Origin of the sequence: Flavobacterium sp. N1719 (genome assembly GCF_025947045.1) — a bacterium.
In the GTDB taxonomy this organism is placed as follows: domain Bacteria; phylum Bacteroidota; class Bacteroidia; order Flavobacteriales; family Flavobacteriaceae; genus Flavobacterium; species Flavobacterium stagni.
The window spans coordinates 2,412,007-2,424,537 of record NZ_CP109993.1 but is presented as its reverse complement, the minus strand read 5'-3'; the positions used below and the strand labels follow the sequence as shown (position 1 = coordinate 2,424,537).

Genomic DNA, 12,531 nt, shown 5'->3' with positions numbered 1-12,531 from the left:
GCTTGACGTTAAGAAAATTTTACATTGGTTTTATTTCGTTTTCTTTTCAATAACCGTAAAATAAGTAGGAGAGGAATTGGAGAAAAATAGCCGCTCAGTAGAACAATAGCCAAAGTATAAGTTACATCTTGGTATTCTTTTAAAATATACATGGCACCATAACCCGCTAAAAAACTAAGTACTAAACAACTGATGGGATTACATTTTGTCCAAAAGTAATTTTCATCTTTTCGAACCATTACCCAGCGATAATGAATGTAAGCAAGTCGTAAACCTTGTCCTAACATACCCAATATACCGCCGTTAATCAATACACATAAATCTCCTGACATATCGATGAATAATTCTATTAGTTAAGGAAAAAAGCAGGTAATTTTGGGTGGGGCATTTTTTTTAAAGTGGTACAGCCTAAGGGTCCGGAGACCCTTTTGACTGCACTAAAGGCGTATAAATCGAATTTGGCTTACGTATGAATAATGGAATTGTCTTTCATGTTTGTCATTGCCGTTACAAGATTACAACGAATGAAAAATTTAATCACTAGGGTTTTTCCTATTTTTCAAAAGTATTTTTCCTATCTAAGTGTTTGAAAAAATCCTATTTCTGCATTTAGATGATTGATATTCAGTGTTTTAAATCAATTTCGTCTCAATAATAACATCTATACAAATAGGAGGTAAAATCCTATTTTACATCCGATCAGAAGTATAAAAGGGTTACTAACGAAAATTATCCTACAAAAAAAGTTCTATTAAATGCTGTAAAGCTCTAAAGGCAATCCGTCGGGATCAAAAAAGAAGGTAAATTTTTTACCCGTGTATTCGTCGACGTGAATGGGTTCGACTTCTACTTGAAACAGTTGCAATCGATCTATTGCTGCTTCAATATCTTCAACGGCAAAAGCCAAATGACGTAATCCTAACGCTTCGGGCCGACTCGCACGCGGTTTGAAATCGGGAAATGAAAAAAGTTCGATACTATACACACCATTCAATGCCAAATCCAATTTATACGATTGACGCTCTTCGCGATACACTTCTTGGATAATTTCTAAACCCAAAACTTCCGTGTAGAAGGCTTTGGATTTTTCGTAATCAGAAACAATTAGGGCAATGTGGTGAATGGATGAAAACATGAATTAATTTTTAGGTCAAATAAAAGAAGAGCAAAGTTCTATATTTATGAATAAATAGGCATTTATTTTAACCAAAGTTTGATAAAATCAGGATTGCCCGAAAGTGGATAAACATAAAAAGTGGTACAAACATTCCATAAGGGCGAGTTTTCAATCGGATCGAACACTACCCCAACGTTATTTTTATAATAGGAATGAATGAAGGCCATTTGGTCTCCCTTTCGATACAAAAAGCCCACATGAATGGAGCCAAATCCTATAAAATGGATGCCTTCGGGAATTTTTGATAGCAATTGATTGATACCGTCTTCTTTAGCAGAAAATGTTATAGTAATGACAGGTTGGCCACCACTTAAAAGCTGAGCTTCTTCCATCGGACCCATTTGCGCCATCTTATAGCGATTGATAGGAACACCAACATCACGAAGGGTTGTGGAAACAAAATAACTGCACGCTACAGGTTGGTTGCCGGGTAACTCAGGATGACCATCAAACGACCATGGTGTTCCCAACCAATGGGGAATGAGTTTTTGATAGAGCAGTTCGGTAAAGGCATCCGACTGTTTGGTAAAATCCGTTTCCTTTCGTGCCTTAGCTTTAATTGCAGTCGTTTCTTTTTTTAGTTGGTCATAGGTAACCTTTGGCTTTGTCGGGGCTTGAAGTGGAGAAGTACTTTTTGTTGATTCATTCGAATCTACAGTTTGGGTAGCATTGTTTTGGCAACTTACCCATAACGGAAAGCATAAAAGTAAAAGTCGGAATTGCATCATTGTTTTTTAATACAACTCCGACTTTTTCATTTTAGTATTACAAACGGAAGTTCATCGCCAAGATCACCCGATGTTCTTGTTTACGCAAATCGGCTTTCCAGTCGGTTGGAATTGGGTCTGTAGAAAATCCTGTGGGTGAAGTTGTACCGCCACGACCTGCAAAATAGGGCACATTGGACTGACGGTAGTCGTATTCCAATCGGAAAGTCACAAAATCGGAAGGCATCCAATCCAAGGTCGCACTGGTTTGAAACATCCGTAATTTTTCGCCATTGGCCATCGCTAACTCATAACCATTGGGCATTGTACTGTTGGTTTGTGCGGGAGTAAAGGCCAAATAACTTCCAGGGTTGGTGACATAATCCGCTCGAGTGGTTAATGCCAAGCGGTTATTGTTCCACCAAATGCGGTGGGCTAGTGAACTTCCCGTCATGAAATTGGATTTGCCAGAAACACCGGGACCATTTTGAAAGCCGTAGTGATTGTTCATGCTAAAGGCGGCTTGGGTAATTCCGTGTTTTTTGTTTTCAGGATGGTAATAGCGGTACACGATACTGTTGTCATGATGAAATCGCACCACATCCGATAAACTGCCATCGGGATTGCGACTGTCGCGACCCAAATAGAAATTGGCGACTAACTGAATGTTCTCGTTAGGTCGGTAGTAATTCGAACTTCCTATGCCCGGACTTTTGCTCCAACTGTTGTAGGATTGCCATCCGTTGAGGAGCCACAATTCAGTGCGGTAATTTTTGGTTGGAAAATATTGCACACGAGCCCCTTGAAAATAAAACGGCGTAAAGTCGCACACCATACTGCGTTGGTAGCTCCAATTTTCTTGGGTAATGTAACTTTCCAATCCGATATAGCTCATAAAAATCCCCATTTCAACATTCAAGCCATAATTCACATCAAAGTGATAGCCAGCTGCGGCTTCGCGAATAAATTTTAAATTTCCAGTTCCTGTATTGCGTCCACGAGTAATTGAGCCATCCGTTTCTTGAATGATATGCAACATACTTCCCGTTTGTAACCACAATCGGCCAATGGCGTTTTTATAATTGGTTTCCAATCCAATACTTGCAAGTGCAATGCTAAATTCGTTGGCCCGACTCGTAACCGCAGAAATCGTTTGGGTATTGTCTTTAGGGCGGTTGAAATTGTAATTGAAATAGCCATCCAAATACACGACACCTGTAACTACGGTTTCTCCGTTTTTGTCTTTTAATTGTAAAGGAAAGTCTTGCTGGCGATTTTGACCGTTGATCCAACGGAGGTTGTAATTTTCAAAAGGAACTTTGGTAGAATCCGTTTGTGCTTGGATGGATAATGTCAACAATAAACTCCCTAGAATGTGCTTTATCTTCATAAATGATAAATTGAATTATAAATAGATATGTGTTTGATTTTCAAATAAAAAAACTGAATATAAATCTTCATGTTTTAGTGTAATACCTTCCGATTGCGCAAGGGATAAAACGGAAGGCGTGGGTTGTAATGGATCCACTTCATGAAAGTCCCAACGCTCTACAAAATGCCGTGTTCCGTGATAAAAACCGGTGAAAACGCCGCATAATTTTTCCCCGATTGCAATTCGATTTGGACTTTTAAATCCGTTAACTGATCCAGTTGATCGTACAAGACTCTTGATTTATCCGTTTCCATGCTTTTCACGATTAAGTTCAAACGGTGCCGCAGGTTGGTAGACAAGTGGCACATCTTCTACAATCACATCACTTTTATCCAATCCAAAAGCCTTTTCATCGCTAATACCCATGTGTTTTAGGTAATAATAGCTATTCAATAAAATGCTGTCACGAATTTTGAATTCGTTTTCCACAGATAAATATTTCTCAATGACAATAAATTTAAAATCAGGTTCGCTGTTGTATTTGGTCGAACCGTCTGGTCGAACGTGCAGGTTGAGTTCTTGACATTGCACCAAATCCTGCACAATTTTTTTGAAGAGCAATTCGGTTTTAGGTTGGATACGGAAACCAATATTCAAATTCACTTTAATCACTTTATCATCCACCAATTCGGTCACATTGTACGTCATCGTATACGGATCATTGGTTCGGTTGATATGTAAAAACCAATACACATCGGCGCGTTTGGGTTTTTTACCAAATAAAGATTTGATGATTTTATCTTCAATTTGGTGACGACGGTCGGCTTTGGTAAGGTAAATCAAATGCGTAGCCGTTTTCGGAATACTATCGTCTTCGGATAATTCAGAAAGCAGCTTACTGTATTGACCCAATTCAGAGAAACGGGTATACCGGTTGTGAATTTTTCGGGCTTCATACCATATGTACATCACGGCGAAAATGCCCAATTCGAAGAATAAAAACATCCAACGTTCTTTAATTTTCGCCACATTGGCAATAAAGAAGGACGTTTCCACAATACTGAATAAGGTCAAAATTCCGATCACTTGCCAACGTTGCCATTTCAATCGGTAATACAAGAAATAACCAAGTAAAACCGTAGTCATCATCATCGTAATAGTTATCGAGAATCCGTATGCTGCTTCCATGTGTTCAGACGAACGGAAGTACAAGATCATCAAGACACAACCAAACCACAAGACAGTATTCACAGACGGAATATAAATTTGTCCTTTCATTTCAGAAGGTTGACGCACCGCCACTCGAGGCCAGAAATTCAAGTTCATGGCTTCATTAATGAGGGTATAACTTCCGCTGATTAAAGCTTGAGAGGCAATGACGGTAGCCATAGTAGCAATGATAATCGACGGCACCAAGAACCAATCGGGGACAATTTCATAAAACGGATTTTTTCCTTCCAAGAAATCACTTTTTTGATGCATCATCCAAGCAGCTTGACCGAGATAATTCACTACCAAACTGATTTTAACAAAAACCCAACTGATGCGAATATTTTTCAACCCACAATGGCCCAAATCGGAATACAAGGCTTCGGCTCCTGTAGTACAAAGGAAAACTGAACCCAACAACCAGAACCCCGCGGGATACTGACTCAACATTTCATAGGCATAGTAGGGGTTTAACGCTTTTAAAATTTCAGGATGATACGTGATTTGGTGTACACCCAACAGAAACAGCATACTAAACCAAACCAACATCACAGGGCCAAACGAGCGTCCGATAATGTGTGTCCCAAATCGTTGGAAGAAAAAGAGCAATGAGAGAATTACGATAACAATTCCAATGGTCAAGGAATTACCAGCGACAATTGTATTTTCCAAGCCTTTCACCATACCCAATCCTTCTACAGCAGATGCAACAGAGATGGGTGGCGTGATAATTCCGTCCGCCAGTAATGTTGTTGCGCCTAAAATAGCAGGAATAACGAGTTTTTTGCCATAGCGACGAACCAAGGCATAAAGAGAGAAAATCCCGCCTTCTCCATTATTGTCTGCTTTTAAAGTTAGCCAAATGTACTTGATAGAGGTTTGGAGTGTAAGGGTCCAAAAGATGGCTGAAACGCCACCGTAAACGAGTATTTCTTCGATTTTTCGATTGCCCATAACTGCGCGAAGGGCGTAGAGTGGACTCGTTCCGATGTCTCCATAAATGATTCCGAGCGCCACTAAAACCGAGGCCAAGGTAACTTTTTGCGTAAGCGAATGCTTTGAATTCATAATAGTAAACTTTGATGAGGCAAAGTTCGCACGCTATCTATCGGTAAAATCTAAAGAAAGGAGGGATGGGTGTAAAGATTTTATAAAGAAAAGAGAATTATGAATTATGAATTATGAATTATGAATTATGAATTAACTTATAACTCATAACTCATAATTATTAAACAAACCGGTAGCCCACACCACTTTCCGTCAATATATGTTCGGGTTGGTTCGGGTTGGTTTCAATTTTTTTGCGAAGGGTTCCAATAAAAACGCGTAAATACTGGGTTTCCGTTTGGGCACCTACGCCCCAAATTTCTTTCAAAATGTATTGGTGGGTGAGTACCCGACCTTCGTTTTTTAGCAACAACACTAATAAAGAAAACTCAGTGGCGGTGAGTTTGATTCCTTCGCCCGACTTTTTAACGGTATGCGCAGTGAGATCAACTTCTAAGTCGCCCGAGGTGAATACAGTCGTACCATTGTCGGTATGCTGACTGCGTAAAGCCGACCGAATTCGAGCTTGCAACTCGGCCGTGCGAAAGGGTTTGGTCAAGTAATCGTTGGCACCATTATCCAACGCCTTCACAATATCCGCTTCTTGATCCAACGCCGAAAGGATAAAAATGGGTTTGTTGTACCAAAGTCGGAGCTCCTTCAAAACCTCATGGCCATTCATATCCGGCAAACCCAAATCCAATAAAATCAAATCGGGCGTATGATTCGCTGCCAGGAGAATCCCTTGCTTGCCATTTTCTGCCAAAATTACCTTGTAACCACTATTCTCTAAAGTGATTTCCAAAAGGCGCCGAATCTGGGGTTCGTCATCAATGATTACGATACGGGCGTTATTCATTTTTCAATTGATTCAAATAATTGGTTTTTACAGGGATTTGCATCAATAGCTGTAATCCCGAACGGTCACTGCGGTTCTGGGCTTTTACCGAACCTTGTAATGCTTCGATATAGCCTTTGACAATCGATAATCCCAATCCTGTTCCTCCCGTTTGGGTCTGCGGTAAACGGTAAAACTTTTCAAATAAGGTTTCCAATTGTGCATCGGGAACACCCGGACCTTCATCGGTAATGCTGATTTCTAAAAGGTCATCTGAAATGGCAACTTCAATGTAAACGTTACCTTGTGTATAGTGTAACGCATTTTTCACAACGTTCAACACAATTTGATCCCACAATCCCGCATCCGTTTGGCACAATGGCAACTGTTCGTTCGGAGTGAAATGTATTCTTTTTTGATCGGGAAAATGATGCTGCAACGTTCCGTGTATGATATCGTTGATGTCGCACCATTCCATTTTTGGCGCAAGCAAACCCGATTCAAGGCGGCTCACATTCAAAATATTATTTACTTGCAAATGTAATTGAAGTCCGGCCGACTCAATCTGCTGCAATAAATCGGTTTGTTCTTGGGGAGCCAACTTTTCTTTCAATTGTTGCAAGGTTTCTGCCGAACCGATTATCGTGGCTATCGGTGTGCGCAACTCGTGCGAAAGTGAATTGAAGAAAGTGGAGTACAAGGTTAAGGTGCGTTCTTTTTCAGCTTGTTCCTGATTTTTTTGCTCCATTTTCCGAATGCGTCGCATGAACACCACATTGACCATCGCGATGACAAAATACATGGAAAAGAGTAAAATGTCTTCCGGACTGGAAATGTGAAATGTAAATAGGGGCGGAATGAAAAAGAAATTCCAAACCAACGCACTCAAGGCCGCCAAAATCAAAATGGGTAAGATTTCAAAGGTCATGGCCATAATCGAAACCGTCATCAGCAAAAGCAAGGCGACCACACGATAGCCCAAAACGTCCCGAAAAATAAAGCACGGCAAACAAACCAACAGTAGTATGACTACGCCAGTACCCAATTGTTTAATCCATGGTTTGGTTTGCATTCCACAAAGGTACGGACTTGGATATAAAGAAAAAGTAAATTTTAAGGCACGATTAATGAATATTTTTTAGGCAGCACAAGCCTAGTTTTCAAAGGCACAATGGTCCCGCTTTCGCCTTTATCTCTCCGCTACGCTTCGAGGATATCGGCTCTATCGGGGCTGTATCGACGTTTTGTGTATTTAAGAAATTATCTATTTAATAAAAAGGATTTCAATTCTGCATACGTTGCTATTCGTGTTTTTACCTTTTCCAAGGGTAAGAGCTGGGCAATAGCTTCGGGCAATGGCAATTCAATCGATAACGTTTTTTCTACTTCTTCTAAAAACTTAACAGGATGCGCAGTTTCCAAAAACAAACCTATCGCGTTGGGATGATTTTTTAAGGCTTCCTGCAATCCCAAATAACCCACCGCGCCATGCGGTTCGGCAATGTACCCGGTTTGGGAATAGATGGTTTGCATTACAGCACGTGTTTGTTCGTCGGTATAGGAGTAGGAGGAAAAGTCGTTCAATAAAGCTTCTAGACTGTGATCATACATGGCTTGAATCCGTACAAAATTACTCGGATTCCCAACGTCCATGGCATTGGAAATGGTCGGTTTTGAAGGTTTTGGAATATAATTTCCGGTTTGTAAAAATTCGGGAACGGTATCATTTACATTGGTGGCAGCTACAAAGTGGGCAATCGGCAATCCCATTTTTTTAGCCAATAAACCAGCACAAATATTCCCAAAATTACCACTCGGACACGATACGATGAATTCTCTATGGTGCTTTTTCAATTGTTGCCACGCAAAGAAATAATACAACATTTGTGGCAACCATCGCGCCACATTAATGGAATTGGCTGAGGTGAGTCCGCAACCCTTTAAATCCGCATCCAAAAAAGCGGTTTTCACCATGTCTTGGCAATTGTCAAAAACGCCATCCACTTCAAGTGCATGAATGTTTTGTCCTAACGTAGTCAATTGCCGTTCTTGAATATCACTCACTTTTCCTGAAGGGTAGAGAATAACGACATCGACGCCTTTTACGCCCAAAAATCCGCTGGCCACAGCTCCACCGGTATCACCTGAAGTGGCCACCAAAACCGTTACTTTTTCCTCAGAATTTCGGTTGAAATAGCCCAAACAACGCGACATGAATCGGGCGCCCACGTCTTTGAAGGCGAGGGTCGGGCCGTGGTACAGTTCTAGACTATAAGTATTTTCATGTACTGCCACACACGGGAAATCAAAGCACAGTGTTTCTGCTATAATTTGCCGTAATTCCGCTTCTGGAATACTTTTACCCACAAAAGGTGCCATCACTTGAAAGGCTACTTCCTCTCGGGAATACTGCTCTAAGTTGGCTATAAATTCGGGAGATAAAGTTGGAATCTGTTCGGGATAATAGAGTCCGCGATCGGGAGCAATACCCGCAATGACGGCTTCTTTAAACGATACTTTATGGTTGGGGTTGTTGAGACTGTAGTAGTTCATGGTGGAAGTTTCAGGTTTCAGGTTTCAGGTTTCAAGTTTCAGGTTTCAAGTTTCAAGTTTCAGGTTTCAAGTTAAGCGATAGATTCTAAAATACGAACCCCTTCGGTATCAATGGCTGAAATGTGGATGTCAAAGGCAATACCGGTTTCCAAATAGGCCTGACTCATGGCAAAGGCCGTTTTTTCCGCTTGGGAAATGCCTTTGCATAAAGCAAAAACGGAAGGTCCGGCTCCCGAGATTCCCGCACCCAGAGCGCCGCTGTGTTGTGCGGCCGACTTGAGTTCGTCAAAAAACGGAATGAGTCCCTTTCGCAAAGGTTCGATGACCACATCTTGCAACGAACGTCCAATCAACGCATAATCTTGGGTACATAGTCCGGCAACAAGTCCGCCCACATTGCCCCATTGGGTAATCGCCGATTTTAAAGAAATAGTGGGTTCCAAAACGGCTCGTGCATCGGCAGTTTTTAACTCAATTTGCGGGTGGAGTACAACGGCAAATAGTTCGCTCGGTGCTTGAATTTCGACCACATCCAACGGACCGTAACCGCGAATTAAGGTGAAGTTGCCCAACATACAAGGGGCAACATTATCCGCATGTTCACATCCGCTTGCAATGGCTTCGCCTTTCATCGCTGCATTAAGCAATTCTTTTTTGGAAAGCGGATACCCCAAAAGGGCATTGATTCCAAACGCAGCTCCTGAAGCACTTGCCGACGAACTTCCAATGCCACTTCCGGCTCGTATTTTTTTGTGGATTTCGATTTCAATTCCAAAATCGGGTTCGCCCACTTGATCCAATACGGCCTGTGCGGCTACTCCGGCAACGTTTTTATCGATTTCGAAAGGCAAAGTAGCGCCTGTGATTTTGGTTATTCGCAATCCTTTTTCAGTTACTTTTCGAAAGATCATTTCATCACCAATAGCTTGCAAGCAAACACCAATGACGTCAAAGCCACAATTCAAATTGGCAATCGAAGCCGGAGCAAAGAGTTTTAGTTCGGTCATCACTTTTTATTTAAAAATTACCAATTCGGATTACATCGGCAAAAATTCCAGAAGCCGTAACCGCAGCTCCAGCGCCCGCACCTTTAATCAACAAGGGTTGGTCGACATAACGGTCGGTGTAAAATAAGACAATATTATCTTTTCCTTCCAAATTATAAAACGGATGCTCTTTGGGAATAAACTGCAATCCGACCGAAGCTTTTCCTTGATCAAATTCGGCGACAAACTTGATACGACAGTCTTTGACTTTGGCTTCATCCAATAACGCATTGAAATGCGCTTCATGTTGGATCAATGAGGCAAAGAAATCGGGGTTGTTGGTGGTTTGCATACAGGCTTCCGGTAAGAAACAACGGTTGTCAATGGCTTCCATATTCATTTGATACCCACTTTCCCGAATGAGAATAAGTATTTTTCGAGCTACATCCACACCACTTAAATCGATTTTTGGATCGGGTTCGGTAAATCCTTGAACACCCGCTTCTTTTACCACATCATGGAAACTGTAGGTCGAACTGAAATTATTGAAGATAAAATTCAAACTCCCCGATAAAACAGCCTGAATTTTATGTACTTTATCTCCGGAGGCGATGAGGTGTTTTAAGGTGTCAATAATGGGTAATCCGGCACCTACGTTGGTTTCAAACAAAAAGGGGGCATTGTATTGACGGGACAAGTCTTTGAGTTTGCGATAATGCGGATAATCCGACGAACAAGCAATTTTATTACAGGTTACAACAGCTACGGATTCTTTTAGAAAATGTTCGTACAACATCGCTACCGATTCATTGGCGGTATTGTCCACAAAAATACTGTTACGCAGGTTAAGTGATTTTACCTTAGCGATAAATTGTTGTGCATCTGCAGGTACTCCCTGTTCGAGTGCAGCTTTCCAATCTTTTAAAGCAATTCCTTCTTCTTCAAAAACCATTTTCTTGGAATTGGCTAAAGCGACCACGCGTACATTCAGTTTCAAATTTTCTTTTAAAAACTTTTTCTGTTGGTGAATTTGATCCAAAAACTTTTCCCCCACGTTTCCAACGCCCATCACAAATAAATTCAACTGTTTCAGATTGTCTTCAAAAAAGCGTTCGTGCAATGTATTCAATGCTTTTTTGACATCTTTTTCATTGATAACCACCGAAATGTTTCGTTCAGAAGCACCTTGGGCAATGGCGCGAATGTTGACATTGTTTTTCCCTAAGGTGCTAAACATTTTCCCTGAAATTCCCTGATGGTTTTTCATGTTTTCACCCACTAAAGCGACAATGCAAAGTTCAGTTTCCACTTGGCAAGTATCGATTTTACCTTGCGTAATTTCTAGCGCAAATTCAGTGTTAATTGCAGCTTGTGCTTTGGAGGCATCTTGCGCTTGAATCCCCACACAAATCGAATGTTCCGATGAAGCTTGGGTGATGAAAATCACATTGATTTGTTCGCGTGATAACACTTCAAACAAACGTTTGGACGAACCTGCAACGCCAATCATTCCGGAGCCTTCCAAGGTTACCAAAGCAATTTTATCGATATGAGAAATGCCTTTAATAGGGTTGGTTACACCTTCAGGATGGGCGCAAATGAAAGTGCCTTCTGCATTGGGTTCGAAGGTATTTTTGATCCAAATCGGTATTTGGGATTTCAATACAGGTTGAATCGTAGGCGGGTAGAGTACTTTGGCACCAAAATGCGACAATTCCATCGCTTCTTGATAGGAGATGGTTGCGATGGGTTGGGCTTGTTTGACCAATTTTGGATTGGCGGTAAACATCCCGTTGACATCGGTCCAAATTTCCAAATCATTGGCTTGAACTCCGTTGGCAATAATGGCTGCGGTATAGTCGGAGCCGCCACGGCCTAATGTTGTGGTATTGTTGTTTTTGTCGCGCGCAATGAATCCTGGTAATAGTGTAACTTTTTGATTGGATGATGAAAAGTAATCCTGAATTAAAGTATTGGTTATTTCAAAATCCACTTGGGCTTTGCCGTAATTGGCATCAGTGACGATCAACTCCCGGCTGTCTTTGAAGCTACTTTCAGGCAATTGGAGTTGCAGCGCTTTGGCTATAATTTGTGCGGAAAGGAGTTCGCCCATCCCTGCAATGGCATCAGCGGTTCTCGGACTTCTTTCACCCAACAAATAACAGCCGTCCAATAAGGTTTTTAGCTGTTGCAATTCCGATTGTACAGCCCCAATAATTTCTACTTGTTCCACTACCGGAATTAGTTCGTCAATAGCCGTTTTGTGTTTGCCTTCAATTTCTTGAAACAGTAAGCGGTAACCCGTGTCTTTTGCAGCTGCTTTTTCTGAAGCTTGCAGTAGTAAGTCGGTTACTCCACTAAAAGCAGAAACAACCACAGCTAAACGATCGTGTTTGGCTTTTTCTAAAATAATCGAAAGGCATTTTTGTATGTTGGCGGCGTTGGCTACTGAGGTTCCGCCGAATTTAAGGGTTTTCATGTTGTGGTTTCAAGTTTAAGTATCAAGTTTTTAGGGGAACTGATAATAATGAAATAAGTTTTGAATACAAGTGTTGGCATGCTTTTATAAAGCATCCGCGAAAGGACGATATGTGTACAATGAACCCCTTATGGGGTCGTGGTGGTTGTGCCATAGAAAACAA

The 12,531-nt window shown here is 41.2% G+C and carries 11 protein-coding genes; all 11 read right to left on the bottom strand.

Annotated elements, in window-relative coordinates:
• Positions 1–8: 8 nt before the first annotated feature.
• The 11 genes from OLM45_RS10340 to thrA all read right to left on the bottom strand — a co-directional run bounded on the left by OLM45_RS10340 (position 9) and on the right by thrA (position 12,368).
• Complete coding sequence (locus OLM45_RS10340; RefSeq protein WP_264509896.1) at positions 9–332, bottom strand: hypothetical protein; 324 nt, start codon at positions 330–332, stop codon at positions 9–11.
• A gap of 419 nt (positions 333–751) precedes the next feature.
• On the bottom strand, positions 752–1,135 hold the full coding sequence (locus OLM45_RS10335; protein WP_264509894.1) for a VOC family protein: 384 nt from the start codon (positions 1,133–1,135) through the stop codon (positions 752–754).
• Between the two features lie 62 nt (positions 1,136–1,197).
• Entirely contained in the window at positions 1,198–1,905 is a 708-nt protein-coding gene (locus OLM45_RS10330) for a hypothetical protein (protein ID WP_264509891.1), read from the bottom strand.
• Positions 1,906–1,942: 37 nt separating this feature from the next.
• Complete coding sequence (locus tag OLM45_RS10325) at positions 1,943–3,274, bottom strand: porin (RefSeq protein ID WP_264509889.1); 1,332 nt, start codon at positions 3,272–3,274, stop codon at positions 1,943–1,945.
• Between the two features lie 158 nt (positions 3,275–3,432).
• Positions 3,433–3,570: a hypothetical protein gene (locus tag OLM45_RS10320; RefSeq protein ID WP_264509887.1), complete on the bottom strand. Its 138-nt coding sequence runs from the start codon at positions 3,568–3,570 to the stop codon at positions 3,433–3,435.
• The gene (locus OLM45_RS10315; RefSeq protein WP_264509886.1) at positions 3,557–5,533 is read right to left on the bottom strand and encodes a KUP/HAK/KT family potassium transporter; all 1,977 of its coding nucleotides are present in this window, start codon (positions 5,531–5,533) and stop codon (positions 3,557–3,559) included. Before OLM45_RS10315 ends, OLM45_RS10320 begins: the two co-directional genes overlap by 14 nt.
• 160 nt (positions 5,534–5,693) lie before the next feature.
• Entirely contained in the window at positions 5,694–6,371 is a 678-nt protein-coding gene (locus OLM45_RS10310; RefSeq protein ID WP_264509884.1) for a response regulator, read from the bottom strand.
• Positions 6,364–7,422: a DUF4118 domain-containing protein gene (locus OLM45_RS10305; protein WP_264509881.1), complete on the bottom strand. Its 1,059-nt coding sequence runs from the start codon at positions 7,420–7,422 to the stop codon at positions 6,364–6,366. Before OLM45_RS10305 ends, OLM45_RS10310 begins: the two co-directional genes overlap by 8 nt.
• A 188-nt stretch (positions 7,423–7,610) precedes the next feature.
• Positions 7,611–8,903 (bottom strand): threonine synthase, encoded by a 1,293-nt coding sequence (thrC, locus tag OLM45_RS10300; RefSeq protein WP_264509879.1) that lies wholly within the window; start codon positions 8,901–8,903, stop codon positions 7,611–7,613.
• A 71-nt stretch (positions 8,904–8,974) separates the two neighbouring features.
• The gene (locus OLM45_RS10295) at positions 8,975–9,910 is read right to left on the bottom strand and encodes a homoserine kinase (RefSeq protein ID WP_264509877.1); all 936 of its coding nucleotides are present in this window, start codon (positions 9,908–9,910) and stop codon (positions 8,975–8,977) included.
• Positions 9,911–9,920: 10 nt separating this feature from the next.
• On the bottom strand, positions 9,921–12,368 hold the full coding sequence (gene thrA / locus OLM45_RS10290; protein WP_264509875.1) for a bifunctional aspartate kinase/homoserine dehydrogenase I: 2,448 nt from the start codon (positions 12,366–12,368) through the stop codon (positions 9,921–9,923).
• Positions 12,369–12,531: the final 163 nt, after the last annotated feature.

What these genes read in the sequence shown, in the direction of transcription:
- thrC (WP_264509879.1), bottom strand. Translation starts at nt 8,903, where the DNA reads ATGAACTACTACAGTCTCAACAACCCCAACCATAAAGTATCGTTTAAA.
- thrA (WP_264509875.1), bottom strand. Translation starts at nt 12,368, where the DNA reads ATGAAAACCCTTAAATTCGGCGGAACCTCAGTAGCCAACGCCGCCAAC.
- OLM45_RS10330 (WP_264509891.1), bottom strand. Translation starts at nt 1,905, where the DNA reads ATGATGCAATTCCGACTTTTACTTTTATGCTTTCCGTTATGGGTAAGT.
- OLM45_RS10340 (WP_264509896.1), bottom strand. Translation starts at nt 332, where the DNA reads ATGTCAGGAGATTTATGTGTATTGATTAACGGCGGTATATTGGGTATG.
- OLM45_RS10305 (WP_264509881.1), bottom strand. Translation starts at nt 7,422, where the DNA reads ATGCAAACCAAACCATGGATTAAACAATTGGGTACTGGCGTAGTCATA.
- OLM45_RS10335 (WP_264509894.1), bottom strand. Translation starts at nt 1,135, where the DNA reads ATGTTTTCATCCATTCACCACATTGCCCTAATTGTTTCTGATTACGAA.
- OLM45_RS10320 (WP_264509887.1), bottom strand. Translation starts at nt 3,570, where the DNA reads ATGGAAACGGATAAATCAAGAGTCTTGTACGATCAACTGGATCAGTTA.
- OLM45_RS10310 (WP_264509884.1), bottom strand. Translation starts at nt 6,371, where the DNA reads ATGAATAACGCCCGTATCGTAATCATTGATGACGAACCCCAGATTCGG.
- OLM45_RS10315 (WP_264509886.1), bottom strand. Translation starts at nt 5,533, where the DNA reads ATGAATTCAAAGCATTCGCTTACGCAAAAAGTTACCTTGGCCTCGGTT.
- OLM45_RS10325 (WP_264509889.1), bottom strand. Translation starts at nt 3,274, where the DNA reads ATGAAGATAAAGCACATTCTAGGGAGTTTATTGTTGACATTATCCATC.
- OLM45_RS10295 (WP_264509877.1), bottom strand. Translation starts at nt 9,910, where the DNA reads ATGACCGAACTAAAACTCTTTGCTCCGGCTTCGATTGCCAATTTGAAT.